Source organism: Bifidobacterium asteroides (assembly GCF_030758775.1).
GTDB classification, from domain to species: Bacteria; Actinomycetota; Actinomycetes; order Actinomycetales; family Bifidobacteriaceae; genus Bombiscardovia; species Bombiscardovia kimbladii.
The window spans coordinates 491,949-517,305 of record NZ_CP132384.1 but is presented as its reverse complement, the minus strand read 5'-3'; the positions used below and the strand labels follow the sequence as shown (position 1 = coordinate 517,305).

At 62.8% G+C, this 25,357-nt stretch carries 23 protein-coding genes; 6 read left to right on the top strand and 17 right to left on the bottom strand.

The annotated features are described in order from the left end of the window. Positions 1–132: 132 nt before the first annotated feature. Both RAM15_RS01905 and RAM15_RS01900 read right to left on the bottom strand, forming a co-directional pair. Positions 133–1,521: an MFS transporter gene (locus tag RAM15_RS01905; protein WP_306221825.1), complete on the bottom strand. Its 1,389-nt coding sequence runs from the start codon at positions 1,519–1,521 to the stop codon at positions 133–135. Positions 1,522–1,572: 51 nt separating this feature from the next. Beyond that, positions 1,573–2,529, bottom strand: a complete 957-nt coding sequence (locus tag RAM15_RS01900) for a nucleoside hydrolase (protein ID WP_306221824.1) — start codon at positions 2,527–2,529, stop codon at positions 1,573–1,575. A 320-nt stretch (positions 2,530–2,849) separates the two neighbouring features. On the opposite strand from RAM15_RS01900, the gene RAM15_RS01895 reads away from it, so the two are divergent. Continuing rightward, entirely contained in the window at positions 2,850–4,220 is a 1,371-nt protein-coding gene (locus tag RAM15_RS01895; protein ID WP_306221823.1) for a sugar porter family MFS transporter, read from the top strand. 75 nt (positions 4,221–4,295) lie between these two features. Here RAM15_RS01895 and RAM15_RS01890 read toward each other — a convergent pair whose 3' ends face one another. Further along, positions 4,296–4,499: a hypothetical protein gene (locus tag RAM15_RS01890; protein ID WP_121914473.1), complete on the bottom strand. Its 204-nt coding sequence runs from the start codon at positions 4,497–4,499 to the stop codon at positions 4,296–4,298. Positions 4,500–4,612: 113 nt separating this feature from the next. Next, a complete protein-coding gene (locus tag RAM15_RS01885) occupies positions 4,613–5,647 on the bottom strand; it encodes an alpha/beta hydrolase (RefSeq protein WP_306221822.1) in 1,035 nt (344 codons plus the stop codon). 150 nt (positions 5,648–5,797) lie between these two features. Here RAM15_RS01885 and RAM15_RS01880 point away from each other — a divergent pair, with 150 nt between their 5' ends. After that, positions 5,798–6,535 carry a DUF4391 domain-containing protein gene (locus RAM15_RS01880; RefSeq protein ID WP_306221821.1) on the top strand — a complete coding sequence of 246 codons (738 nt, stop codon included), beginning with the start codon at positions 5,798–5,800 and terminating at the stop codon, positions 6,533–6,535. 281 nt (positions 6,536–6,816) lie between these two features. After that, on the top strand, positions 6,817–7,947 hold the full coding sequence (locus tag RAM15_RS01875; protein ID WP_306222221.1) for a glycerate kinase: 1,131 nt from the start codon (positions 6,817–6,819) through the stop codon (positions 7,945–7,947). Between the two features lie 114 nt (positions 7,948–8,061). Here the strand turns inward: RAM15_RS01875 and RAM15_RS01870 are convergent, their stop codons facing one another. Continuing rightward, the gene (locus tag RAM15_RS01870) at positions 8,062–9,180 is read right to left on the bottom strand and encodes a Zn-dependent alcohol dehydrogenase (RefSeq protein WP_306221820.1); all 1,119 of its coding nucleotides are present in this window, start codon (positions 9,178–9,180) and stop codon (positions 8,062–8,064) included. A gap of 225 nt (positions 9,181–9,405) precedes the next feature. On the opposite strand from RAM15_RS01870, the gene RAM15_RS01865 reads away from it, so the two are divergent. Further along, a complete protein-coding gene (locus RAM15_RS01865) occupies positions 9,406–10,089 on the top strand; it encodes an SOS response-associated peptidase (RefSeq protein ID WP_306221819.1) in 684 nt (227 codons plus the stop codon). Between the two features lie 14 nt (positions 10,090–10,103). Here the strand turns inward: RAM15_RS01865 and RAM15_RS01860 are convergent, their stop codons facing one another. From RAM15_RS01860 to pepN, 3 genes are all read right to left on the bottom strand, one after another. Further along, entirely contained in the window at positions 10,104–10,757 is a 654-nt protein-coding gene (locus RAM15_RS01860) for a peptide deformylase (RefSeq protein ID WP_306221818.1), read from the bottom strand. 30 nt (positions 10,758–10,787) lie between these two features. Continuing rightward, on the bottom strand, positions 10,788–12,164 hold the full coding sequence (gene glmM, locus RAM15_RS01855) for a phosphoglucosamine mutase (protein WP_306221817.1): 1,377 nt from the start codon (positions 12,162–12,164) through the stop codon (positions 10,788–10,790). A 98-nt stretch (positions 12,165–12,262) separates the two neighbouring features. Further along, on the bottom strand, positions 12,263–14,878 hold the full coding sequence (pepN, locus tag RAM15_RS01850; protein WP_306221816.1) for an aminopeptidase N: 2,616 nt from the start codon (positions 14,876–14,878) through the stop codon (positions 12,263–12,265). 174 nt (positions 14,879–15,052) lie between these two features. Between pepN and RAM15_RS01845 the strand changes: the two genes are divergently transcribed. Both RAM15_RS01845 and RAM15_RS01840 read left to right on the top strand, forming a co-directional pair. Beyond that, positions 15,053–15,850, top strand: a complete 798-nt coding sequence (locus RAM15_RS01845; protein ID WP_306221815.1) for a hypothetical protein — start codon at positions 15,053–15,055, stop codon at positions 15,848–15,850. Between the two features lie 115 nt (positions 15,851–15,965). Beyond that, positions 15,966–17,033: a 2,3-butanediol dehydrogenase gene (locus tag RAM15_RS01840; RefSeq protein ID WP_306221814.1), complete on the top strand. Its 1,068-nt coding sequence runs from the start codon at positions 15,966–15,968 to the stop codon at positions 17,031–17,033. Positions 17,034–17,120: 87 nt separating this feature from the next. Here the strand turns inward: RAM15_RS01840 and RAM15_RS01835 are convergent, their stop codons facing one another. The 9 genes from RAM15_RS01835 to RAM15_RS01795 form a co-directional block, all read right to left on the bottom strand. Next, the gene (locus RAM15_RS01835) at positions 17,121–18,974 is read right to left on the bottom strand and encodes a ribonuclease J (protein ID WP_306221813.1); all 1,854 of its coding nucleotides are present in this window, start codon (positions 18,972–18,974) and stop codon (positions 17,121–17,123) included. A gap of 62 nt (positions 18,975–19,036) precedes the next feature. Further along, on the bottom strand, positions 19,037–19,948 hold the full coding sequence (gene dapA / locus RAM15_RS01830; protein ID WP_306221812.1) for a 4-hydroxy-tetrahydrodipicolinate synthase: 912 nt from the start codon (positions 19,946–19,948) through the stop codon (positions 19,037–19,039). 243 nt (positions 19,949–20,191) lie between these two features. Beyond that, a complete protein-coding gene (locus tag RAM15_RS01825; RefSeq protein WP_306221811.1) occupies positions 20,192–20,581 on the bottom strand; it encodes a hypothetical protein in 390 nt (129 codons plus the stop codon). A gap of 610 nt (positions 20,582–21,191) precedes the next feature. Beyond that, the gene (locus tag RAM15_RS01820; protein ID WP_306221810.1) at positions 21,192–21,623 is read right to left on the bottom strand and encodes a YbjN domain-containing protein; all 432 of its coding nucleotides are present in this window, start codon (positions 21,621–21,623) and stop codon (positions 21,192–21,194) included. A 4-nt stretch (positions 21,624–21,627) separates the two neighbouring features. After that, positions 21,628–22,152: a hypothetical protein gene (locus RAM15_RS01815; protein ID WP_306221809.1), complete on the bottom strand. Its 525-nt coding sequence runs from the start codon at positions 22,150–22,152 to the stop codon at positions 21,628–21,630. A gap of 41 nt (positions 22,153–22,193) precedes the next feature. Further along, on the bottom strand, positions 22,194–22,700 hold the full coding sequence (locus RAM15_RS01810) for a DUF805 domain-containing protein (protein ID WP_306222220.1): 507 nt from the start codon (positions 22,698–22,700) through the stop codon (positions 22,194–22,196). A gap of 341 nt (positions 22,701–23,041) precedes the next feature. After that, on the bottom strand, positions 23,042–23,821 hold the full coding sequence (locus tag RAM15_RS01805) for a hypothetical protein (RefSeq protein ID WP_306221808.1): 780 nt from the start codon (positions 23,819–23,821) through the stop codon (positions 23,042–23,044). Between the two features lie 145 nt (positions 23,822–23,966). Further along, entirely contained in the window at positions 23,967–24,536 is a 570-nt protein-coding gene (locus RAM15_RS01800) for a DUF805 domain-containing protein (RefSeq protein WP_306221807.1), read from the bottom strand. Positions 24,537–24,646: 110 nt separating this feature from the next. Next, entirely contained in the window at positions 24,647–25,237 is a 591-nt protein-coding gene (locus RAM15_RS01795; protein ID WP_306221806.1) for a hypothetical protein, read from the bottom strand. Between the last annotated feature and the right edge of the window lie 120 nt (positions 25,238–25,357).

Genomic DNA, 25,357 nt, shown 5'->3' with positions numbered 1-25,357 from the left:
GCCACTGAAGGCTCAAACCCCAAGAGAGCCGACACTTCCCTCCCGCGCCCCCACCACACATATCAGTCGACCGCCCAAGCGCAACAGAGGAAGCAGCTCCTCTCCGCGCCCGGACGGTCGACTGCAACTGTTCTACTGCTGGTCAGTAGTCGTGGCGTAGATGGTCTTCTTGCAGGCCAAATACACGACCAGACCCAGCAGGGACACGGCAGCCCCGATCAGCAGCAGGTTGCTGTAGTTGGCGGCAGGACCGGTAGCGCCCATGATGCTGAAACCCTCCAGGCTGGGCTTGCCCATCAGACCGCCGATGATGGCGATACCGATGGAGCCGGTCACGTTCATGACCAGATCGTTCATGCCCACGCCGCGGCCCGACTGGTCCTGGGGCAGGGTGTCAAGCACGGTGGAGACGATGGGCGAATACATCAGGCCGACGCCGGCATAGTAGACGCAGGCAGTCAGCGTCAGGGCCAGCAGGCCGGAGTTGACCACCAGGGCCGTCCCTGCGAAGCCCAGGATCATCAGGCAGGCGGCGATAATGATGGCGGGCTTGCGGCCGATCCTGTCCACAATGGCGCCCGAGGTGGTGCCCAGCACGGCCGCCACCAGGAAGGCCCAGACCACATGCAGGGAGACCGTGGTGGTCGACACCTTGTAGACGTCACGCCCGATGGCGTTGAAGATGGGCGACATGCAGTAGTTCATGAAGTAGAAGATCAGGATAAGCCCGATGCCCATCAGCCAGCGCTTGTTGCGGAAGAAGTCCGGGGTGATGAAGGGGCTCCGGGCCCGGCTGATGTATACGGCGAAGATCAGGTAGCAGACAGCGGAGGCCGCCAGCAGCCACCATGCCGTGTAAGAGAAGAAGAGGGTCAGCAGGGCCGTGGCCAGTCCGAAGATGACGAAGCCCAGCCAGTCCACCTTCTCGCCGTTGCCGCCGCCGGTGGGCAGGCTCTTGAGCAGGATGGGTAGAAAGATGATGGTGACCGCGGGAATCAGGAAGAGGTACTGCCAGGCTATGGAGCTGAGCAGACCGGCAGCGAAGATGCCGATGGCTGCAGACACCTGGTATCCGGCCGTGAAGATGCCGAAGAAGATCACCTTCAGGGAGGGCTTGAGGTACTTGGTGGCCACGACCAGGTAGGCCGAGCCAGCCACCTGCTCGCCGGCAGTCTGCAGCAGCCGGGCCGCGATCACATTCCAGATGTTGGGGGCCATGATCGTGTTGGCCACGTATCCGTACACGGACCCGACGAACAGTATGCACAGGCCGAAGGTGACCAGCTTGCGCAGGGATACGAAGTCGCCCAGGGACCCGTAGATGAAGCAGACGATGCCCAGGACGATGCTGGGCAGGGCCGTGATCAGCGAGGCCTGGTCCGGAGCGCCGGCGTCCTTGCCGACCTGCTGGAAGACCAGGTTGAAGCCCTGCAGGCACAGGGTTCCCAGAACGAAGGTGATCAGCAGCAGGATCAGCGATCGTACGGCTGTCGAATCCTCGGTGGATTGCTTTTCGGACATGATGTCGTCAATTCTCTTTCTCTTGCGTGGACTTGCCGGGGATGGCGGACCTCAGTCGGCCTGGGAGGCCAGCTTGGTGATGCGGGTCATGAACTCGTCCAGGAAGCGGGGCACGTCCACGCCGACGGCCACGCGCATGGTCTTGTTCGGGTCGTTGAGCCGCTGCTCGTCGCCGATGGTGCGCCCGCGAGTGGCGCCTTCGGTCTCCACCTTCATGTTCATGGGCAGGGTGGTGACCAGGGTCGGATCCACGGCCACGCCCACGGCCAGCGGATCGTGCAGGCCGCAACCGCCCAGGTGGGGCGAGGTGGTCTCATAGGCTTTGATGTAGAAATCGGTCATGTCAGCCAGGAAGTTGCCTGCCGCGGTGCCCAGCTCACGCCAGCGGGCGGTCTCCTTGTAGGTCAGCAGGGTCTGCAGGGTCACGTCCAGGCCGACCATGGTCACGGGCGCGCCGGAGCGGAAGAGCACGTCGGCCGCGTCCGGATCCTGGGAGATGTTGGCCTCCTGCCAGGCGTCCACATTGCCCGGCACGGTCAGGGCCCCGCCCATGAGCACGATGGAGCCGATGCGCTGGGCGATGTCAGGCTCCTTGGCCAGGGCGGCGGCGATGTTGGTCATGGGGCCGGTAGGCACGTAGACCAGATCCTTGCCATAGGTGTTGACTGCATCGATGATAAAGTCCACGGCCGACTGCGTCTCCGCCTTGCGGTCCGAGTCGGGGATGGCCACGTCGCCGATGCCGTTCTCTCCGTGGATGAAGGCGGAGACAGGCAGCACCTCGAAGGAATCCGCCTTGGAGGCGTGGGGCAGGCCCGGGTAGACCTTGACCTCGGGGTGGCCCAGCAGGTCGGTGATGGCCAGATCGTTGCGGATGCCCTGCTCCAGCAGCACGTTGCCATAGGTGCCGGTTATGCCAATCAGCTCAACTTCGGGGCTGCCCAAGGCATAGGAGATAGCCAGAGTGTCGTCGACACCAGTGTCCAGATCCAGAATCAGCTTGCGCATACAATGTTTCCTTTCATTGCCATGGCTGTATGGAACCATGGCCGTATGCATCCACGATGTCCTTGTGGTGAATGCTTGTTTATCATATGCGAAATTGAGCAGTTTCGCTGCCCATGACATGCGCAAGTCGTGGACAATATCCTCAAATGTTCATCTAGCCCGCGACCAGGGCCCGGAGGACGAATCCAGATAGCGAATCCAGCAGCTGGTTTTCCGGGCGATTCCCTGGTCCATAATGGCGAGCCGGATCGACGGACCGCTCCCCCAGGAGCCTATGATTACCCTAATTATGCCCGGATGATCCGGCGAAAGGGGAGCCCATGGCTGCAATCCAAGGACGGCGGCGCAATCTGCAACTGATGACCGCCCTGGGCGTACTGGCAGGCGGCCTCTACGGCTATACATTGACCGTCATCTCCGGAGCGCTGATCGGCATGAACCTGGGCTCCGGCTCGGGCGGACACCTGACGGCCGGCGAACAGGGCATGGTCACCTCGGCCCTGCTGATAGGCGCCGCGCTGGGATCCTACCTGGCAGGCAAGTTCAACGACCGCTTCGGCCCCAAGCACATCATCCTGGCCGGGGCCCTGCTGGCCATCCCGGGAGCCCTGCTGAGCGCCCTGGCCCCCAGCCTGGCCCTGCTGGGACTGGGCAGATTGATCATCGGAGCCGGCATCGGCATGACCTCGACCATCGTGCCCATCTACCTGGCCGACATGGTCGGCACGGCGGAACGCGGACGGGTGGTTTCGGTCAACTCGGTCATGATCGTGGTCTGGCAGCTGCTGGCAGTCAGCGTCAACGCCATCCTGGACCGGATGGGTGCCGACTGGCGGACCATGCTCTGGGCCCTCGTGCCGCCAGCCATCCTGCTGGCGCTGCTGGCCTGCTTCCTGCATGACAGCCCGGCCCACCTGATCCGCCGTGGCCAACCCGACCAGGCAGCGGCCTTCCTCAAGTCCACCCGCGACCAGGCAGAGGCCCGGGTGACCATGCAGGAGCTGTCGCAGACGGCGAGCGCGAAGACCGCCAGCTTCAAGGCCCCCTGGCTCCGGCGGGTGCTGATCGTGGGCATCGGCGTGGCCATGATCAACCAGCTGACCGGGCTGAACATCGTCAACTACTACGCGCCGACCATCTTCACCGACACCCTGGGCTTCGACCCCTCCCTGTCCATGGTGGCCACCGTCCCCGTCATCCTGGTCTCCGCCGTAGCGGCCACCATCGGAGGGCTGGGACTGATCGACCACTTCGACCGCCGTGTCATTCTGGCTGTGGGACTTGCAGGCACCATCGTCTTCCTGGCCGCTATCGGGGTCTGCTACCGGTTCGTCGGCGCCCCGGGCAGCGGGTCACGAACGGCCGCCTGGATCATGATCGGCATGATGATGATCTACGTGATCTTCGTCCAAGGCCTGGTGGCCCCGGTCACCTGGCTGCTCCTGTCCGAGATCTTCCCCCAGCAGATCAAGAGCCGCGGCATAGGCTACGCCAACGTGGCCATGAACCTGACCAACTTCGGGCTCTCCCTGGTCTTCCCCACCCTGCTGGCCCGGCTGGGCGGCACCGGCACCTACCTGCTCTTCGCCCTGATCAATGTGTGCGCCCTGGTTTTCGCCTGGATCATGGTGCCCGAGACCCGTGGCAAGAGCCTGGCCCAGATCGAGCAGGAGGCTCGGGCCCGGGCATGAAACCGGGCATGAAAAGAGGGCGGAACCGGACAACGGCCCGCCCTTATGAAATCTGATGCCTCAGATTCTGATGCCTCAGATGTTGAAGACCTTCTTGGCCAGCTTGGCGATGGTGTCGCCGCCCAGCTGTGCGACGTCATTCTTGCACTGGTTGATCCTGCCGAAGAGCTGGTCCGCGTCGTTATATGACAGGGGCTGGCCGATCTCCTTGGACAGATCAACCAGCTGGTCGATGGTCTCCAGGTTGCCTAGCTTCTCTACCAAGGTCTTCTCGTCCATGAATCACTCCTCTGTAAGCGGCGGTGCAGACACCGGGGGCCTTGCGCCATCGATGCCCACCTTTCTCCTCCCATCATAGCCAGCGACCGGATGAACCGGGCGCGCACAGAGGCTCAAATCAGGTCGTAGGAGAAATCGTGGATCTGGTCCAGGGCCTGCCGGCTCTCCTCCAGCCAGGTCATGGCCACCGGATAGACGTGTCCCAGGGTCTGCAGACGGTTGGGCCTCAGGTCGTGCAGCTCGAAGTCGCGGCCCTTCCTGCACAGGATCTCGGCCATCTTGAGCGCGTCGCCCTGCAGGAAGTCGTCGGCGCTGGTGTTCAGGAATACCGGCGGCAGGTGAACCATGTCGACCATCGTCGTCAGGTCTGCCACCTGATCGCCCCCAGCCTGCGCGAAGCTTCTGAAGAAGGATGGAGCAACCATGGTCAAGGCATCGGTGGGTGAACCAGTCGGATGGAAGTCTTCCGGATTCACCGATAAGTAAGGAGTCAGATCGAGCAGGCCTGAAACCAAGGCAGCGCCACGGGGCCGCAGACCGGCAGGCTTCAGCCCCAGCCTTTGCGCGAATTGATCATCGGACTCGACGGCCAACGTATAAAGGGCCAGGGTGCCTCCGGCCGAGTCTCCCGTCAGAAAGATCCGGTCGGGCGAGACAGGATACTCGTCCAGATGGTGCTTTATCCAGGTCAGGGCCGTCAGCACGTCGCCCAGCTGGCCCATGAAGTCCGTGCTGGGGATCAGCCGGTAGTTGACGGAGAAGACCGCGAAGCCACGTTGGGCCAGGTGGGTGCAGAAGTTCCGGTTGAGCTCCTTGTAGCCGTACATGAACCCGCCGCCGTGGATATCGATGTAGACCGGGGTCACCCTGCCGTTGCGCAGCAGGGCATCATGAGGCAGGTACAGATCCAGCTTGTGGGCGCGCAAACCGTCGTCCACATAGGCGATGTCGTTGAAGCAGTCCACCCCCTCGGGCACCTGCCAGTGACGGGAACGGGGAGCATCCATGCGCCCGAAGGTCAGCCGGGAGCCCAGAACGGCCCGAACCATATCCGGACTGCAGCCCTCCAGGTCGCCGTCGACCTCGGTCCAGCCCTCTAGCAGTTCGCGCTCCTCGTCGGTTACCGTCATCTCTGCATCGTTGCTCATCGTTCAGTCCTCATCACTCCAACCCGCACAGCTCCTCGCATCCGGTCCTGTGGGTTTACAGCCAATATACATTGCCGGCAGACGGACACTCCTGCCCCTGATCGCACTCCTGCCGGTAGAATAACGGCAACAGCGACAGAAAGGCCAAGGATGACAATCGCAACTTACGAAGGCGTATCCGCGCGCTCCCTGGGCCTGCCGCCCACCACCGCCATTCCAGCAGCCAAGGGCGACCTGCCCATAAGAGCTTTTACCACGCGACCGCCCGTCTCTTCACGGCTGCGTCAGCACTTCTCCACAAGCGTCGACAAGATCGTCATGCTGGCCCTGCTGCGGCCCGGGACCATCCCTGTAACGGATGGCGCGCACTGCCATGAGGTGCTGGTCATGGCCATCGGGTTGAAGACCCCCGATGTGCCGGAGGATGTGCTGGAACACATCGCTGCCATGCGCTCCTCAGGCATGGTCTTTATCACCATTCACCAGGGTGAAGAGGGTCTCGTCTGCACACCGGCCGTCCGCCGAGCCCTGCCCACTAAAGCCGGTCATGAGACCAGGCACACGCTCCACCTGGGCAGGCCCCGTCCTGTCGATCAGACCAGTCTGACCCTGGTCGGCGACGATATGGACCAGCTCTGGGACAGCCTGTGCGCCCAGGTGACCCTGGACCAGACTGACGGCAGAGATCTGGACAGCCGACTCGCCGTCCGCGAGCGCATCGAACTGCTCAAGGCCCAGGAGGCCAAGCTGACAGGAGACCATAGCCGGGCCAAAACCACCCAGGACCGCAACACAGCCTTCGCCAAGCTCCAGAAGGTCCGCGCCGAGCTGAAGCAGCTTTCCGCCGATAACCAGGCAGCGAAAGCTGCAGGGCCGAGCCAGGCCTAGTCTGACCTAGTCCAGACCTGCCCAAGCGGATCGTAAACCTCATCTGCTCCATGGTCGTGCCCGAACCCATGCTGTCACCCATCGCCGGCATCCTCATGGTCGCCGCCACTTCCACAAGTGTCATCCTGGGCAGCAGCTCCCTCACCAAGTCCATGAACCTGACCTGGGCGAGCACGGTGGGGGCGGCCTCCTTTGAATTGCGGGTAGGCCTTACTATGACTCTGGTGGCCATGCTGGTCTATCTGGTCTTCCGAAGCGACGAGTCAGGAAAGGTCACACTCATGAAAATCATCATCGCACCCGACTCCTTCAAGGGCAGCCTGACCGCCAAGGAGGCTGCAAAGGCCATCGAACGTGGGTTGAGACGCAGCCCCCTCAAGGCCGAAATGGTCCTTGTGCCCATGGCCGACGGCGGCGAGGGGACGGTCCAGTCCCTGGTCGATGCCACCGGAGGCCATATGATCCAGACCCAGGTCACCGGACCCCTAGGCCAGACCGTCACCGCCAGTTACGGCATCCTGGGCGACGGACATACGGCCGCCATCGAGATGGCTGCGGCCAGCGGCATCCAGTTCGTCAACGAACAGACCCGCGACCCGATGGTCACCACCACCTACGGTACAGGCGAGTTGATCAGCAAGGCCCTGAACCAGGGCGCACAGGAGATCATCGTCGGTCTGGGCGGCTCGGCCACTAACGACGGCGGCGCCGGCATGGCCCAGGCCCTGGGTGCCCGGCTCCTGGATGCCGAGGGACGTGAGCTGCCCCGGGGAGGAGCAGCACTGGCCCGGCTGGATCGGATTGACATCTCCGGACTGGATCCCAGACTGGCCCGCACCCGAATTCGTCTGGCCTCAGACGTAACCAATCCCCTGACCGGCCCCGAAGGAGCCTCGGCCGTCTTCGGCCCGCAAAAGGGAGCAGACCCGTCCATGATCGCCACGCTGGATGCGGCCTTGGCTCACTATGCAGCCGTCATTCGCAAGGACCTGCACCGGGAGGTGGAAACCAAACCAGGCGCGGGGGCCGCCGGAGGTCTGGGTGCAGGATTCCTGGCCTTCACTCCTGCCGTCATGGCCTCGGGCATCAACATCGTCGTGGAGACCACCCGTCTTAAGGAGCTGGCCCGCGGCGCCGACCTTTGCTTCACCGGCGAGGGCGGCATCGACTTCCAGACCGGTTTCGGCAAAACCCCCATGGGCACAGCCCAGGCCGTCAAGGAGTCCTCCCCCAGCTGCAAGGTCATCGCCTTGGCGGGCAGCGTGAGAGCAGGGACCGAAGAGCTCTACAAGCTGGGCATCGACGCCATCTTCAGCATCAGCCCCGGGGCCGTCAGCCTTGAGGATGCCATGGCTAAGGCCGCCGACAATCTCGCCGCAGTGGCCGAGAACATCGGCAGGCTCCTGGCCTGATCCAGCCCTCGGATCAGCAGAACAACAAAGGGGCTCCGGATGCCTTGCGCACCCGGAGCCCCTGTAATTTGTTCGGCATAACCTGCAGCAGTCATGCCGTTAAGTTGGAAGGGATCAGTCGAATTCGGTGATGACCGAACGGATGACCTCGCCGTTGACCAGCTGCTTGTAGGCCTCGTCGATCTGGCTCAGCTTGATGTGCTGGCTGACGATGTCATGCATGTTCAGCCGCCCGTCCACAGCGAAGTCGGCATACATGGGGATGTCGTGCTTGATGTTGGTGGAGCCCATCCACACACCCTTGAAGCCGCGCTGATGAACCAGCAGGTCGGCCGGGTTGATCTCCAGAGAGATTGTGGCATCCGGCTTGGCCAGTCCGATCGGGTAAGCGGTGCCGCCCACCCCCAGTATGTCCCAGGCCTGCTTCATGGTGACGGGCAGACCGATGGCCTCGAAGGCCTTGTCCACGCCGCCGTTGGTCAGCTCACGCACCTTGGCCACGGGATCCTCGTTCTTGGAGTTGATGACGTCGGTGGCGCCGAACTTACGGGCGAACTCCAGCTTGTTGTCCAGCAGGTCGATGGCGATGATCCGCTTGGCGCCGCAAATCCGGGCTCCCGAGATGATGTTCAGACCGATGCCGCCGGTGCCGATCACGGCCACGGTATCGCCGGGGCGCACATGGGCGGTGTTGATGGCTGCTCCTGCTCCGGTGATGGTGGCGCAGCCGATGCAGGCTGCCTCATCCCACTTGACCTGGTTGTTGACCACGGCCAGCTGGTTCTCGTGGACCAGTGCCTTCTCGGCGAAGCCGCCGACGCCGAAAGCCTGGGTGATGGGCCGGCCGTCGGGGAAGGACAGACGGGGCTTCTCACCCGCGCCACGCACACACTCCTGCTGCTGGGTGCAGGACTGAGGCTGGCCCTTGAGGCAGTTGGCGCAGTGTCCGCAGACCTGCTCCAAGGAGGCCACCACGTGGTCGCCAACCTTGATGCCGGACACCTCGGGGCCCACAGCCTCGACGATGCCCGAGATCTCATGGCCGATCACAGCCGGGAATGGGAAGAACTTGTCGTCATCCTCGACCAGATGCAGATCCGAATGGCACAGACCCGAGGCCTGCACGTCCACCAGGACCTCCGCGCCGATGGGGTCATCAATGATAATCTCCTCGGGCTGGGCGAATCCCTTGCCGATGCCGTAAGCAATCGACGCCTTGATCTTCTGAGGCATAAGCCATCTCCTAATAACCATGTTCCTGCCGGTTCCACCCGACAGGACAAATGTATATCGTTAAATACTGTACTGCAGCCACGGTGGTCTTCAATGCACACGCCATTGTTGCAGACCACTTTCTATGGTAGCAGGGAAAGGCCTCAACTACCATACAAACTTTCCTAGCAGAGGCCCTCCGGCGTTTCCTCGACGCTGGCTCCAAGCCCCCATAGAATGAGGACCATGTGTGGACGATTCGCGGCTGACCTAGACTACTCCAGCCTGGCCGAGCACTATGGTGCCCGGCAGGCTCCGGGACTGCCCAAGCCCTCATGGAACATCAGTCCCGGATCGGCCATCGCCCTGGTGGCCCAGGACCGACATGGACAGCGGCACCTGCATACGGCCCGCTGGAATCTGGTCCCCTCCTGGTCGGACAGCGATCAGATGGCCTACCCCACCCACAACGCCCGAGTGGAGAGCGCCCTGACCAAGCGGACCTACGCGGACTCAGCCAGGAGTCAGAGGGCCATCATTCCGGCCAGCGGCTACTACGAGTGGACACCTGACCACCATCCCTACTACTTCCAGGCTCCCGACGGCCACACCCTGAGCATCGCCGGCCTCTACTCCTGGTGGCGTGCCAGACCTGGCCAGCCCTGGCTGCTGACGGCCACCATCCTGACGACACAAGCCACGCCGGAGGCCGCCCGGGTGCACGATCGGATGCCTCTGCTGATCACTGATGAAAACCTGGACTCCTGGCTGGATCCAGGCATGGAGGGCAAGGAAATCCTGCCCAAGGCTGTGGAGCCTGGCCGTCATGCCTCTGGGACACTGACCATGCACCCGGTGGCGCCCCTGAAGGGTGATGGACCGGAACTGACTGAGGATATAGCTCTGGATCAGAGGGTCAAGAAAATTTAGATGGTTCCTGGGATTCAGATGGTGAAGCCCAGCTCCCGCGCCGCCTCGGTGGGGACCGGGTCGTAGGCCCAGTACTCGCTCAGGTTGTCGTCGGAGGACAGGCTGCGAATCTCGGCCTTGTCGATGTAGACCTCACCCGATAGATGGTCGGTCTCATGCTGGAAGATGCGGGCAGGCCAGCCGTGCATGCGCTGGCGGTGCTTGCGCCCGGAACGGTCCTCCCAGCTGGCCGTGATGTCCAGCCAGCGCCGCCGAACCGCCTGGAATCCTTCCAGGGACAGGCACCCCTCGTAGAAGGATGCAGCCTCCTGCCCGATAGGTTCATAGGAGGGGTTGATGATGACTCTGAAGGGCAGTTCTTGGATCTGGCGCGGATCATCTTCGTCGTCGCGGACATGGTCCTCTATGACGGCGATGGCCAGGCCCAGGCCCACCTGAGGTGCTGCCAGCCCCACTCCCGGCGCCTCAAGCATGGTGGTGCGCATGGCCTTGAGCAGCCTGTTCAGCGTCTTGGCTGCCAGCTGACCCTGGTAGGGCTGGGCCTGCTGGCGCAGGACGGGCTCGCCCATCTGCACGATGGGCAAGAGCTCTTCTTTGCCGGCCTTGGCCAGCATGGATTCCACCCGGTGGTTGAGATCGGCGTCGAAGGCCGCCTTTCTGCCAAACATGGATGATTCCGCCTTTCCTGGGTCTTCGGTTCAGATGGCCAGCTCGTCGGCCACGACCGATGCCAGCCGCTGGCAGACCTGGTCGGCCTGCTCCTGGGTGGCCGCCTCGACCATGACCCTGACCAGGGGTTCGGTGCCCGATGGCCGCAGCAGGACCCGGCCGGTGCTGCCCAGCATCCGCTCCTCCGCCTCGACCGCATCCTGGACCTTGGCGTTGGTACGGGCCGCGTTCTTGTCCACACCGGACACGTTGATCAGCTGCTGGGGCAGCTGGGGGAAGTCAGCGGCCAGCTCCTTGAGGCTCTTGCCCGAGCGCACGACCTCCTTGGCCAAAGTCAGGGCTGTCAGGGTCCCGTCGCCGGTGGTGGCGAACTCCCGGTTGATGACGTGCCCGGACTGCTCGCCGCCCAGGGTGTAGCCCCCGCGCAGCATCTCCTCCAGGACGTAGCGGTCGCCCACAGCCGTCTGCACGGTGACGATTCCCATCTGCTTCAGGGCCAGCTTGAGCCCCAGATTGCTCATGACAGTGACCACCAGGGTGTCGTTGGCCAGCTTGCCCTCGCGCTGCTTGGCGCGGGCCAGGATGCCCATGATCTGATCGCCGTTGACCATGTGACCCTCTTCGTCCACGGCCAGACAGCGGTCGGCATCCCCGTCGAAGGCCACGCCCATGACCGCATCCGAGGCCTGGACCATGGCCTGCAGCTGCTCGGGGTGGGTGGATCCGGCGTGCTTGTTGATGTTGTAGCCGTCGGGCGAGGCGTTGATGACCACCACGTCCGCCCCGGCCCGGCGCAGGGCCTCGGGAGCGACCACCGAGGTGGCTCCGTTGGCGCAGTCGGCCACGATCCGCAGACCGTCCAAGGGCTTGGTCTGGGTCTTGTCGGGGGCGACAGGGGCAACTGCTTCAACAAGGTGGTCGATGTACATATTGGTGGCGGTCACTGTGTCATGGGAGACGCGGCCCACGCCCTCGCCCACCGGACGCTCCCAGTCCTGGCCCAGGACCGCTTCGATGTCGTCCTCCTTGGAATCCTGGAGCTTGAACCCGCCCCGGGCGAAGAACTTGATGCCGTTGTCGGGCATGGGGTTGTGGGAGGCGGAGATGACCGCCCCCATCTCCACATTGAGCACGCTGGTCAGGTAGGCGATGCCCGGAGTAGGGATGATGCCAACGTCGATCACGTCGAAGCCGCCCGATGACATGCCGGCAGCCAAGGCCGAGGCCAGAAAGTCCCCGGAGACCCGGGTGTCGCGGCCAATCAAGGCCCGTCGGCGACCAGCGGACCGATCCGCGCCACGACCTAGGACACGGACCGCTGCATCGCCCAGATCCAGGGCCAGCTGTGCAGTCAGGTCTCTATTGGCTAAACCGCGTACACCATCGGTACCGAATAATCTGGGCATTGCTCTCCTCCGAACCTACCATTCTGCATACAGGCGACAGATTCATTATGGCCCCGCCCCTGACCCGTCGCCACTCGGATCGGGGGCGGGCAGGTCGCTCAGCGCAGACGCTCGTTGTATTCGCGGACCTTGAGGATGCGCCTGGAGGACTCCGTGTTCTGGATGATCATCCCGCGCAGGGCCTTGGGGGCCTCGGCGTGGTCGGCCAGCCAGGCGTCGCCCGCCTTGACCAGGGCGGCCGGGTCGGCCTTGGCCGGGTAGAGCCCGCCTGCCGACAGGGGGTTGAGCAGGGTCTCCGCGATGTGGAAGGTCTTCTGGGCCCAGACCTCGTCCACGGCTGCGAAGAAGCGATCCACGTAGGGTGCGAAGAGCTCCTGGTCCCCCGAGCCGGAGAAGCCGTCGGCCAGAGCCTCGATCTGCGAGTTGGTCAGATCCTCGTTGTGCAGGGCCTGATCCCAGGCCCAGGACTTGGCCCCAGCCGTCGGGCGGGCGGCCCGGGCGCCCATGGCGAACTCGCGGTTCTCCGTGGTGTCTTTCGCCGCCAGCTCCCGGTCGATCTCGCCGTCAGCCAGCAGGTCGTGGGCGGACAGGGCGTGGATGATCAGCCAACGGGTGTTGTTGTCGATGGTCAGCCCCTCCAGCTTCAGGTCGCCGTTCAGCAGACCGCGGGCGTGATCCTCGAAGTCGGCGTCGTCCCCGTAACCCAGGTAGGCGCGGACCAGCTGGAACTGCTCGTCCGAACCGGGCTGGGCCTTCATGGCCAGATCCCAGAGGGTGCCGGCCACCAGCTGCAGCATGGGCTGACGACGACGGGAGGCGGTGAAGTGGTGGGCGGCCGTGGAAATCTGAGACAGGGCGTAGCGGAAGGTGGTGGACTGGTGCTCGGTGGCCAGGGCCTTCAGGCTCAGGCTGATGAAACGCTCAGCAGGGAACTGCGCATCCCGGGTCATGTCCCACAAGCTGAGCCAGACCACGGCACGGGCCAGGCGGTCCTCGATCCTGTATAGGTTCTGCGTGGCATACTCCAAGGAGTCCTGGTCCAGGCGCAGCTTGGCATAGGTAAGGTCGTCGTCGTTGATCAGGATCAGGGCCGGACGTTTCTTGCCCACAGCCTGGGGCACTTCGGCTCCCTGCCCCTCCAGATCCAGCTCGAACCGGTCTGTACGCACCACCTTGCCGGACTGGTCCTCGTCATAGAAGCCCACAGCCAGGCGATGCGGGCGCAGGACCGGATGCTCCTCGGGAGCGGTCTGATCGATCCGCATGGCGGTGATGATCCCCTGCCCATCGGTCTGCACCTGGCTGGTCAGCGTGGTGATGCCGGCCTCCTCAAGCCAGAGCCGGGACCAGTTGCCCAGGTCGCGGCCGCTGGTCTTCTCCAGCTCGGTCAGCAGATCCTTCAGGGTGGCGTTGCCGTGGGCATGAGCCGTCAGATAGTTGTGGATGCCCTGGAAGAAGCGCTCACGGCCCACATAGGCAACCAGCTGCTTCAAGACGGAACCGCCCTTGGCATAGGTGATGCCGTCGAAGTTGACCTCGGTGTCATGCAGGTCGCGGATGGGGGCCACCACGGGGTGGGTGGTAGGCAGCTGGTCCTCGGTCAGGGCCCAGCTCTTCTCGCCGGAGCAGAAGGTGGCCCAGTCGTCGGTCCACTCGGTGGCCTCGGCGGTGGCCAGGGTTGACATGAACTCGGCGAAGGACTCGTTCAGCCACAGGTCGTTCCACCACTTCATGGTCACCAGGTCGCCGAACCACATGTGGGCCAGCTCGTGCAGGACGGTCTCCACGCGGCGGTTGATCTGGGCGCCGGTGGCCTTGGACTCGAAGACGTAGGAGTCGCGGAAGGTGACCAGGCCGATGTTCTCCATGGCGCCCGCATTGTATTCGGGCACGAAGATCTGGTCGTACTTGGCCCAGGGGAAGGGCAGGTCCCAGGTCTTGGCGTAGAAGGCGAAGCCCTTCTTGGTCACATCGAAGAGGTACTCGGCATCCCCGTCAAGGGAGTCCTTCAGCGCCTGGCGGCAGTACAGGCCCATGGGGATGGTCCGCCCATCCTCGTTCTGATACTCGCTGGTCCACTGGGCATAGGGTCCGGCGGCGAAGGCGGTCAGGTAGGAGCTCATGACCGGGGTGGTCTGGAAGACCCAGCGGGTCACGCCCTCGGTGCGGCCGCCCTCCAGGGTTCCCTCGGCGGTGCGGCTGTCCAGGTCCTGATGGGAGGCGGGAGGCATGTTGGACAGGACCGTCCAGGATGCCGGGGCGTCCACGGTGAAGTCGAAGACGGCCTTGATGTCCGGCTGGTCGAAGACCGCGTAGACCCGGCGGGCGTCGGGCACCTCGAACTGGGAGTAGAGGTAGACGTTGCCATCCGAGGGGTCCACGCTGCGATGCAGACCCTCGCCTGTGCGCGAATAGCGGCAGAGAGCCTCCACCCGCAGCTGGTTGTGCTCGCGCAGGTCGTTAAGCTCAATCCGGTCGTCCCGGAAGGCCACGGCCGGGTCCAGACGCTGGCCGTTGAGCTCGATCAGGCTGACCTGGTCGGCGATCAGATCCACAAAGGTGGACTCCCCCGGCCGGGCATCAAAGTCGATCAGGGCGGTTGAGGGGAAGGTGGCAGGCCCCTTGGTCAGGTCCAGATTGACCTTGTAGCTGACATTGGATACGACGACGGCTCGCTCTTCGGCTTCCACACGAGTCAGATTGGCTCCGGGCATGAATTTCCTTTCGCGCATGGATGTCGGTGCCCCCACCGGCATCGGCATAGGTCCTGTATGGATATGGCATGTCAAGTCTAATGCGGTCACCAGCCGACGGGCCAGCGGGACGGTTTCCCTCTTTTCTCACGGCGCAGTCTGGACGGGAATAGTCGGGCCTAAAGGCGGTTGGTCATGGTCGATGCCTCACGAGTCTGGCAGAAAGGGAACGCCATGCAGGTCCGGACCGGGTTTACCACACAGCAGCTCAACATGCTCTGCCAGTATTCCTACGGGATAGGCCGAGGGGATGCCAAGACACGGCCGGGCCTGCACTGGTTCGAGGATCCGGCCCTGGGCAGCTACTGGGTGCTGCGATCCCGCTACTGCCCCGAAAACGGCTTCGAAGGGATGATCGCCGCCCAGGGCCTGGAGAACGGTCCGGACTACACCCATTTGATCGTGGTCTATGCAGGCACCAACCTGCGCGACGACCCCCGCCATGACATCCACGCCGCGCTGACCTGCTTCCTGCCGCCGCTGAACGGGGAACCAGGACAGACACAGCAGGCAGGCATCCTGGCCAAGCAGGCGCTTGACCTGGCCCGACGCAAGGCGGGAACCGAACGCGGAGTCCTCTTTACCGGGCACAGCCTGGGCGGCGGCCTGGCCCTAATCCAGGCGGCGGAGCAGGACCTGCCCGCCAGGGTCTTCTGCGCCGCCGACCCATGGCGGGTGCTGGACCAGGAGCAGCGTCAGCGGGTGGCCCGTCACTACGGGGACGGCAAGTTCCTGGACTACCGTCTGGGCAACGACAGGGTGACCGGAACCGCCAACCGTCTGCTGAGCGGTCAGGCCGACCGCAGCGCCTGTGTGGTCTGGTGCGGCAAGGGGCCCAGCAGGTTCGGACACTGGCTGGGCGACTTCGACTTCGACCAGGGCGGCGAGATCCTTACTGAAACTCCCATTACTGGGGCTGCATATCAGCGGTAATATGGGAATCAGGTGGTCTCCAACGAAGGAGCGTCACCCACCAGCAAGGATGTCATGTTGGGTATTCAACTGCGTCCGTGCAGGATCTACACGCATATCAGAGAGGATATACGATATGAAAGCGTTGATGTACTACGGCAAGGAAGATGTGCGTCTGGAGGACGTGCCCGAGCCTGAGCTCAAACCCGGGACCATCAAGATCCACCCCGCCTTCACTGGCATTTGCGGTTCCGATGTCCATCTGTACTACGACGGAGCAGTCAACGGCGGAGGCAATTCGCCCGACCATCCACATCCCCTGACGGGCGAGACCCTGCCGGTGGTTTTCGGCCATGAGATCTCGGGTACCGTCGAGGCCATCGCCGACGACGTGCACACTGACATGAAGGTGGGCGACTCGGTGGTCGTCGAGGCCGAAATCGCCTGCGGCGAATGCCCAGCCTGCAAGGCCGGCAACTATAATGACTGCGACAAGCTGGCCGGCATCGGCATCAACGGAGGCGGCGGCGGACTCAGCGAGCACATCGTGGTTCCGGCAGAGCACGTCTTCCCCGTGGGCGACATCCCCCTGGACCAGGCTGCCATGATCGAGCCCTTCGCCGTGGCCCATCACGCCATCCGCGCCATGGATCCCCAAGAAGGACAGACCGCAGTGGTCGGCGGCGCCGGGCCAGTGGGATTGCTCATCGGCACCATCCTGCGGGCGAAGGGAGTCCGGGTGATCATGTCGGAGCTCTCCTCGGCTCGTAAGGAGAAGGCCTTGCAGTCCCATTCGGCCGACATTGTGGTCGATCCCAGCAAGGAGGACCTGGCGGAGCGGGTCCGCCGCGAGACCGGCGAAGCCGGGGCCGATCTGGCCTTCGATGCAGCTGGAGCCGAGCCGGTCGACCACCAGCTTTTGGAGGCCCTGAAGGCCACTGGCGGGCTCATGGTCGTAGCCCTGCATGGCAAGCCCATTACGCTGAACCTGACCAAAGAGCTGGGCTTCGGCGAGAAGTTCATCCGCGGTACCATGGGATACGCCAACGACCATCCTGACGCCATCAAGCTCATCCATGACCGGAACATCGACCTGTCCACCTTCATCACCGACCGGATCAAGGTCGAGGACATCGTGGACAAGGGGTTCCGCCAGCTGCGTGAGGACGCGGAAAACCACGTCAAGATCATCGTGAGCATGTAAACGCTCCCTATTTACTGATAACACTGAAGGCTCCGGCCGTCCATTTGGGCGACCGGAGCCTTCGGTATCAGTATGCAGGCAGTGGCGTCAGTCCTGCGGCTGCACGTCTGTGGCGATGTCGGCCACCACGGGCACGATCATGGGCCGGCGGTGCAGCTTGCGTGAGATCCAGCCGCCCAGGGTGCGGCGCATCATCTGCTGGAGCTGGTAGGTGCCGGTGGTTCCCTTGGACATGGCGTCCTCAAGCTGATCGACGATCTGGGCGTTGATGGACTTGAACTCGCTCTCGTCCTCGGCCACGGCGTTCAGGTAGAGCTTGGGGCCGGAGACGACCTTGCTGGTCTCGGTGTCGACCACAGCGAAGGCGGAGACGAAGCCCTCGGTGCCCAGAATCCGGCGCTGCTCCAGCTCGTCGTCGGTCAGCTGGCCCACGGAGTCGCCGTCCACATAGACGTATCCGCAGGGCACGGATCCGACCACAGCGGCCTGACCATGGTAGAGATCCACCACGTCGCCGTCCTCGGCCAGGACCACGTTCTGCGGATCCACGCCGGTCTTGACGGCAATCAGTCCATTGGCCACCAGGTGCCGGTTCTCGCCATGGATGGGCATGGCGCACTTGGGCTGCACGATGTTGTAGAAGTGCAAGAGCTCGCCCTCGTCGGAGTGGCCGGAGACGTGGATGGCCGCGTTGTCGCGGTTGACCACCTTGGCGCCCAGGCGCACCAGCTTGTTGATGACCTTGTAGACCTCATGCTCGTTGCCAGGGATCAGCGAACTGGCCAGGATGACCGTGTCGAACTCATTGATGGTGATGTCGCGGTGGGTCCCGTCGGCGATTCGGCCCAGAGCCGCCATGGGCTCGCCCTGGGAGCCGGTGCACATGTAGACGATCTTCTCATCGGGAATGCTGTGGGCGTCCTTGAGGTCGACCACGGTGTCCTCGGGCAGGTGCAGGTAGCCCAGGTCGGAGGCGATGGACATGTTGCGGACCATGGACCGGCCGGCGAAGACCACCTTGCGGCCGAACTTGTGGGCGGCGTCGACCACCTGCTGCACCCGGTGGACGTGGCTGGAGAAGGAGGCCACGATGATCTTGCGCTGCGCCTCGGCGAAGGCCTTGTCCAGGGCGGGGGCGATGGAGATCTCGGGCTTGACGAAGCCGGGGACCTCGGCGTTGGTGGAATCGACCATGAGCAGGTCCACGCCGGACTCGCCCAGCTTGGCGAACTCGCGCAGGTCGGTCAGCCTGTGGTCCAAAGGCAACGGGTCGATCTTCATGTCGCCGGTGTCGATGATATGACCCGCCGGAGTGCGCACCGAGACGGCCAGGGCGTCAGGAATGGAATGGGTGACCGCAACGAACTCCAAGTTGAAGGGGCCCACCTTGAGCTTGTCGCGGCCCTTGACCTCCACCTCGGTGGGCTTGAGATGGTGCTCCTCGCACTTGGCATCGACGAATCCCAGGGTGAGCTTGGAACCGATCAGGGGGATGTCCGGACGCAGCTTGAGCAGGTAGGGCACGCCGCCGATATGGTCCTCATGCCCGTGGGTCAGCACCAGGGCGTCCACCTGATCCAGCTTGTCCTTGATATAGCTGAAGTCGGGCAGAATCAGGTCCACGCCCGGCTGCTCCTCCTCAGGGAAAAGCACGCCGCAGTCTATCAGCAGGATGTGGCCGTTGTACTCGATCACATTCATGTTCCGGCCGATCTCGCCTAGGCCACCCAGGGGAACGATGCGCATGGATCCCTTGCGGTACTTGGGGGGCGCCACCAGATGCTGCTCGGTCTGGGTCCCCTTGCCGCGGGCGATGGCGCCGTTGCGGCGGCTGCGGGATTCGCCCCGGGACCTGCCTGACCCCTGCTTGCCGTTCTTGGAGGAGGACCGACGATTTCTACTCTTGCCGGTCGTATTTGATTCTTCTTGTTTTCTTGCCATTCTCACTTGTGTTTCTATTATCTGTACCCCCGTCTGATACAGGGGCGACGCTTGGTTGCTTGTCAGGAACGCATCAGCCCTGCGGCCTTCATGCCTTTCTCGGCTTGGATCAGCTGGTCCTTGCCAGGCCCGAGATTAGGGAGCCTCATCGTCGTACTGTCCAAGACGCCGGCCACTTTCAAAGCGGCCTTGGCCATTACCGCCTGCTGCCCTTGGCCGTTCAGAGCCTGAACCAGCGGCGCCAAGGCGGTCGACAACCTCTGCGCCCCTTTCAGGTCGCCTTGATCGAACCGAGTCGCCAGATCCTGCATAGGGCCGCTGGCCACATGGGCCATGACCGATATGATGCCGACGGCACCCAAGGCCAGGAAGGGCAGGTACAGCCCGTCATCACCGGAATACCAGATCAGCCCCGTCTCCTTGCGCTTGATAGGAACTGCGGCCAGATCACCAGTGGCATCCTTGACCGCCTCGACATGCGGCAATTCGGCAAGACGACGGTAGGTATCCACAGTCACGTGCAACCCGGTGCGGCCGGGTACATCGTAGAGCACAATGGGACGATCCGCAGACTGGCAGACGGACCTGAAATGCGCTACCACCCCATCCTGGGAGGGTCTGGAATAGTAAGGCATGACCACCAGGAGCGCATCCGCCCCGGCTTCCTGGGTCATCTCGGCCATACGAACCGTATGGGCCGTGTCATTGGAGCCCGCACCCGAGATGACCGGCACGTCCACCGAAGCCTTTACGGCTCGCACCAAATCGACTTTCTCTTCCATGTGGGTGGCCGGAGATTCGCCGGTGGTGCCGTTGACCAGCAACCCATCCGCCCCATCAGCGACAAGTCTGCGGGCCAGTTTGCCAGCGGCCTCAAAATCCACGGACCCGTCATGGTTCATAGGGGTGACCATGGCCGGCACGACCCGCCCAAACGGGGCCTTGTCCAACAGATGGGTTTGAAGCTCAGACATACTTCAACGCTACTTGCAGATGGGGACTCATCACCCTCGCGACACCCCTCCCCCCTCACACTGTCAGTCACGGTCCCTGCCCAAATCAACAGAAGGGGAAAGAGGCGCTTCCCAGTAGCATAAGCCAGAAGGCAGGGCAAGCCCGGCCACCCTGCCGCCTCCCACGCTGCGCGTTCGATCCGCGTCTATCCATCACCTGGCACTACTCAGCCGGGCAGAGAGCAGCATCCCCCCGGGGCAAGCTCATTGCCCTTGTGCAGCGGTGCCGCCGCGTGCCAGGGCGGCCACCAGGGTCATCAGGTCGAAGATCAGCGCCCAGGCCGCCAGCCACTCGAAGGAGGCGTCACGATTGTCGCCCGCGCAATAATCGATAGCCCACAGGTCCTGCAGAAACCACAAGGCTCCGGTTGCGCCCACCGCCACGCACCAGGGCAGGCACGACAGGGGGGAACCTCCGAACAACAGACACACCAACCACGACGGCAGCACACACGAAGCAGCCGAAGCCGCCCACGCCGCCACACGGACACGCACCAGATCCGACACAAACCGCAGCCAAGTCACCCCGGCAACCACCAGCACAGCCACCGACACGAACACCCAACGCATCACCCCCGGATTCGCGCCGGTCATCGCACCGAACACAACCCCCCCAGCAGGGCATCATCGGCATCGTCAGCGCCAGGCACCAGAACCCCGGACGCCCCCCACGGCTCTCGAACCGGCTCAGAAACCACCACATCGCAAAACCCGAAAACAGGCCCACCAGAAGAAACTGGATGCAACGGCCGCGCACCCACTGCTCCTCCTGGTCGTACAGGAAGGCCCAGCCCGGCACAAACCCCGCCAGAAAGGCCGCCCCGTACACCGCCAGCTTGCGCACCACACCGGCACGGGAAAAGGCACGCTCCCCCACGGGCGCATGACGTGCGCACCCTGCCACCCGCGACATGACCGAAGACGCGCTCTGCAGCCAGGACCTCCCCGCAGGAAGCCGCAAGGAACCGGAAACACCATCAGCCATCACACACCACTCTCCTGCTCAAAGCCCCAAATCCGGCACTCGACCCGCCAGAGCGTCGATTCCGGTCCTGCATCAGTGCCGTTCATGCAGGCCTCTTCCCATCCCGCATCGCCGGAGTTCGCCCCACACCTGCGAAAGCAGGACCCCAAGGACATCAGACACCGACATCTTCCGTATACCTTCCCGGAAGCACGGTCACGTCTGACTCTGCACTTCGTCCTAGGCCATCCTCATCCTCGACAGCTGCTCCCGGGCAAAGCCAAGGAAACCTTCCGAACCCGCCATGGCATACTTCATCAGGCGATCGAACTGGTCATCATCCATACCGCCCTGGCAGTTCACCACGAACAACGTGTGGAAGATCAAGCCGTTCTCGGAACTCTGCAAATAGGCACCCGGCCCCTCATAGTACCGGTTCCAGGCATTGCAGACATCCTCAAGCAAATCATGCTGGCCATTCGGATGACTGCCCTGCTCAGTCCCATGAACCACCAGATACTTATCATGCTCGCCACGGACACTGAAATCGAGCGCGATATTCCCCCATAAACCGATCCAGGCCTGCTCATGATATTCGACACGGTATCCTTGGGCATCCAACCACTGCTGTATTCTCTTCCCGTCAACGACGGATTTCATCGGCTGTTCCATTTGTTCATGCCCCTCTTCCGTATGGCGCATTCGGTATGCGTATGGGATCCGGGCACTGCTCATTCACCCAAGCATAAAGATTCTGTATCAGATAGATGGAATCATCGAGACGCTGTCCCAGTACCTCATCCCGCTCGTCGCGCATAATCTGCCCGACTCCCGCTATCCTGACGGCCTGGTTCTGCTCTAAGGAAGGTTCGGTGGCATAGGCCTTGAGATATCCAACTGATCGGTTCCATTCAGTACAGACATTCACCGCATCCCGATACCTGGCGGAGCTGAATCCCCGGCTCCACAGACTTGTGAAACCAATGGAATCCAGACTTTTGCTCATTACAAAAGTAATGCCGCAATCGACCAGCGGCACCAGTACAGGACCGCCGCTGGCATTGACGTACGAGGGTATCCCCCGCTGAGCGAGCAGTCGTATTATGCGGGCAATGGGAGTTGGAAGGCCTTGCAATAATTGCTCATCCACACTCGTCCCAGCGGTTCCTTGTCCTCCCACATCCGCAGCAGTATCAGTCATCCCAGTCTCCTTATATAAATCCACCCGTGCAGGCTAGTCAGTCAAGGTCGGGTAGTACCCGACTGGTTCACTCCCGCCCCTATTGTCCCGTTGTCGATTACTCCGTTGTCGATTACCCCGTTGTCAAAAGACAGACGGCGATGACGGGAAGGCGTGCACATGATGACCAGCTGAATCACTATCGCCACAAGCAGCGGGATGACAGCCAAGAGCAAAGGACCGCCACCTATGGTCAACATTCGAGATTTCACCAGACCAATCGTGGCTATAACCATAAGACCGTACGGTATCAAAGTCAGCCATCCCGACAGCAATAAATCATGAAGACGCCGCACCTCCAGAGCATACTCTGGCACCACCATGATCAGGTCGAAGACCAGGGGGATGAGAGCCCAGGATCCCCCGCCGCAGACCTTACTCAGGCCCTGCTCTACAATTGATAGAACGATGAAGAACACCCATATCTCCTTGCGGCACGATCTCCCCCGACCCCGGGCAAACAGGTAGAACGGCCGCTGCAGACATTCTCGAAATGTAGCGTCATACATGGGTTCGAAACCCTTCATCTCTGCCACACGAGGCGGTCTATTTTCAAACAAGGCAACAGCCATGGTCCCTTTCCTTCCATGCAACTCGAGCGGCCAACCAGAACAGATTCCGCCGCGACCAACTTCATTGTCGACAACCAGCGTAGATTGCATTACGGCTGTAGATATCGTTCACGTAAGGCCTGAAGCCCAGTAAAAGCCTGAACGATTACTTATACTACAGGACTCCACTTGCCGCCGCGCAGTAGCAAACAAAACAGCCTGCATCCAACCCGACTGCGGCCAAGCAGACCACATGCGCGACAGGTACGTCAACCTTCCTTCCCTTACCAGCAACCCCCTCATTGATCCTGTGCGGCGGTGCCGCCGCGTGCCAGGGCGGCCACCAGGGTCATCAGGTCGAAGATCAGCGCCCAGGCCGCCAGCCACTCGAAGGAGGCATCGCGATCGTCGCCCGCGCAATAATCGATAGCCCACAGGTCCTGCAGAAACCACAAGGCGCCCGTCGCGCCCACCGCTATGCACCAGGGCAGGCACGACAATGGAGAGCCCCCGAACAACAGGCACAGCATCCACGACGGCACCACGCACGACACAGCCGAAGCCGCCCACGCCGCCACACGGCTATGCACCCGATCCGACACGAACCGCAGCCAGGTCACCCCGGCAACCACCAACACGGCCACCGACACCAACACCCAGCGCATCACCCCCGGATACATGCCAGTAATCGCGCCGAACACCACCCCCCAGCAGGGCATCAGCGGCATCGTCAAAGCCAGACACCAGAACCCCGGACGCCCCCCACGGCCCTCGAACCGGCCTAAAAACCACGCCATCGCAAAAATGGAGAACAGGCCCACCAGAAGAAACAGAGCAAAACGGTACCGCACCCACAGCTCATCCTGGTCGTACAGGAACGCCCAGCCCGGCACAAACCCCGCCAGAAAGGCCGCCCCGTACACCGCCAGCTTGCGCACCACGCCGGCACGCGAAAAGACACGCTCACCCGCGGGCGCATGACGCGCGCACCCCGCCACCCGCGACATGATCGAAGACGCGCTCTGCAGCCAGGACCTCCCCGCAGGAAGCCGCAAGGAACCGGAAACACCATCAGCCATCACGCACCACCATCCTGTTTAAGGCCTCGAATTCGCCGTCCGGCCCGCCAAGCCGTCGATTCCGGTCCTGCATCAGTGCCGTTCATGCAGGTCTCTTTCCATCCCGCATCGTCGAGGTTCACCCTTTCCTGTTACAGGAGAGGGGTCACTGTCCGTTCGGGTCCCCTGGATACTGTGCCGTGCCAGTCTGACTCGCACCGAGGCTTCCGTTATCGACAACTGGATGACGGCGACGCGAGGGAACGCACATGATGGCCAGCCGGACTACCACAGCCAGAAGGAGGATGACGATCCCCGTAGGCGAAGGGGCGGACGGATCCAGCCCTTCCAAGGCATCCGACACCATCGGACCGACAATCAGACCCACGCCCACCACCTCCAGCACATAGGGGACGAGCGCCAACCACCCCGACAGGGCCAGATCATGCAGACGCCGCACCATCAGGGCATACATAGGCACCAGAACCGCCAGGGAGAACAGCCCCGGTATGACGGCCAAGAGACCCGAAGAGAACAAGCGGGTCAGGAAGGTGTCCAAGACCCAGATGAACGCGGCGAAAACCCATATCTCCTTGCGGCAGGAACGCCCCCTCCCCCTCGCATACAGGTAGAAGGGCCGCTGCATGCACTCCTGCATGGTCGCATCGTACATGGGCTCGTACCCCTTCATCACATCCACACGAGGCGGCCTCTTCGATAACAAGGCACTGGCCATAATCCTCACCTTCACTTTCTTCATAAGCCCGTCCCGACGAATTGTCGGAACGGAACATCCAATATCGACATCAACGCAAACACACCCATGGCGCAGCCCGCCGTCCGGCTTCACCGGCTGGCATCGTCGTCATCATTGGAGGCTCCCAGGAGGGAGGCGATCAGCACGATCAGATCGAACACCAGCGCCCAGGCCGCCAGCCACTCGAAAGCCGCGTCACGATGTGTGCTCGCGCACTTCCCGATCGCCCACATGTCCAGCACGAACCACAAGGCGCCGACGACGCCCACCACGCAGCACCAGAACAAGGACGCGCCAGCAGACCCCGTCGCCTTGGCCAGCATCCAGGACGGCACCACGCACAACACCACAAACCAAGGCCCCGGACACCCCTTCCCATCCTCATACCGCCCCAACAGGATAGTCACAGCAAAAATAGAGAACAGTACGGGAAACGTAGCTTGACCTATCCGCATGCGCACCCAATCCTGGTCCTGGTCAAACAGGAGGAACCAGCCGCAGGCGAACCCGGCCACATAGGTCAACGCGTACAGCACCGTCTTCCACAGGACCCCGCCCAAGGAGAACTCACGGGCGCCAGGCCGCGCATGCGGGACGCTCCCGACCACACTCGACATCACCGACGACAGGACAAACGCATCAACCCGATCCTCGGCGCCATCCGACACCCCGCTGGACACAGACATCACCACCACTCACCCTTCGCCCTGCACCTGCGCAAGCACGGAACCCAAGAACCCTGCTAACGGCGAGAAAGGCTTCACAAATAACCAAGGGCCTCAGACAACGACGTCTTCCAC

What these genes read in the sequence shown, in the direction of transcription:
- RAM15_RS01905 (WP_306221825.1), bottom strand. Translation starts at nt 1,521, where the DNA reads ATGTCCGAAAAGCAATCCACCGAGGATTCGACAGCCGTACGATCGCTG.
- RAM15_RS01900 (WP_306221824.1), bottom strand. Translation starts at nt 2,529, where the DNA reads ATGCGCAAGCTGATTCTGGATCTGGACACTGGTGTCGACGACACTCTG.
- RAM15_RS01895 (WP_306221823.1), top strand. Translation starts at nt 2,850, where the DNA reads ATGGCTGCAATCCAAGGACGGCGGCGCAATCTGCAACTGATGACCGCC.
- RAM15_RS01890 (WP_121914473.1), bottom strand. Translation starts at nt 4,499, where the DNA reads ATGGACGAGAAGACCTTGGTAGAGAAGCTAGGCAACCTGGAGACCATC.
- RAM15_RS01885 (WP_306221822.1), bottom strand. Translation starts at nt 5,647, where the DNA reads ATGAGCAACGATGCAGAGATGACGGTAACCGACGAGGAGCGCGAACTG.
- RAM15_RS01880 (WP_306221821.1), top strand. Translation starts at nt 5,798, where the DNA reads ATGACAATCGCAACTTACGAAGGCGTATCCGCGCGCTCCCTGGGCCTG.
- RAM15_RS01875 (WP_306222221.1), top strand. Translation starts at nt 6,817, where the DNA reads ATGAAAATCATCATCGCACCCGACTCCTTCAAGGGCAGCCTGACCGCC.
- RAM15_RS01870 (WP_306221820.1), bottom strand. Translation starts at nt 9,180, where the DNA reads ATGCCTCAGAAGATCAAGGCGTCGATTGCTTACGGCATCGGCAAGGGA.
- RAM15_RS01865 (WP_306221819.1), top strand. Translation starts at nt 9,406, where the DNA reads ATGTGTGGACGATTCGCGGCTGACCTAGACTACTCCAGCCTGGCCGAG.
- RAM15_RS01860 (WP_306221818.1), bottom strand. Translation starts at nt 10,757, where the DNA reads ATGTTTGGCAGAAAGGCGGCCTTCGACGCCGATCTCAACCACCGGGTG.
- glmM (WP_306221817.1), bottom strand. Translation starts at nt 12,164, where the DNA reads ATGCCCAGATTATTCGGTACCGATGGTGTACGCGGTTTAGCCAATAGA.
- pepN (WP_306221816.1), bottom strand. Translation starts at nt 14,878, where the DNA reads ATGCCCGGAGCCAATCTGACTCGTGTGGAAGCCGAAGAGCGAGCCGTC.
- RAM15_RS01845 (WP_306221815.1), top strand. Translation starts at nt 15,053, where the DNA reads ATGGTCGATGCCTCACGAGTCTGGCAGAAAGGGAACGCCATGCAGGTC.
- RAM15_RS01840 (WP_306221814.1), top strand. Translation starts at nt 15,966, where the DNA reads ATGAAAGCGTTGATGTACTACGGCAAGGAAGATGTGCGTCTGGAGGAC.
- RAM15_RS01835 (WP_306221813.1), bottom strand. Translation starts at nt 18,974, where the DNA reads ATGGCAAGAAAACAAGAAGAATCAAATACGACCGGCAAGAGTAGAAAT.
- dapA (WP_306221812.1), bottom strand. Translation starts at nt 19,948, where the DNA reads ATGTCTGAGCTTCAAACCCATCTGTTGGACAAGGCCCCGTTTGGGCGG.
- RAM15_RS01825 (WP_306221811.1), bottom strand. Translation starts at nt 20,581, where the DNA reads ATGACCGGCGCGAATCCGGGGGTGATGCGTTGGGTGTTCGTGTCGGTG.
- RAM15_RS01820 (WP_306221810.1), bottom strand. Translation starts at nt 21,623, where the DNA reads ATGGAACAGCCGATGAAATCCGTCGTTGACGGGAAGAGAATACAGCAG.
- RAM15_RS01815 (WP_306221809.1), bottom strand. Translation starts at nt 22,152, where the DNA reads ATGACTGATACTGCTGCGGATGTGGGAGGACAAGGAACCGCTGGGACG.
- RAM15_RS01810 (WP_306222220.1), bottom strand. Translation starts at nt 22,700, where the DNA reads ATGTATGACGCTACATTTCGAGAATGTCTGCAGCGGCCGTTCTACCTG.
- RAM15_RS01805 (WP_306221808.1), bottom strand. Translation starts at nt 23,821, where the DNA reads ATGGCTGATGGTGTTTCCGGTTCCTTGCGGCTTCCTGCGGGGAGGTCC.
- RAM15_RS01800 (WP_306221807.1), bottom strand. Translation starts at nt 24,536, where the DNA reads ATGGCCAGTGCCTTGTTATCGAAGAGGCCGCCTCGTGTGGATGTGATG.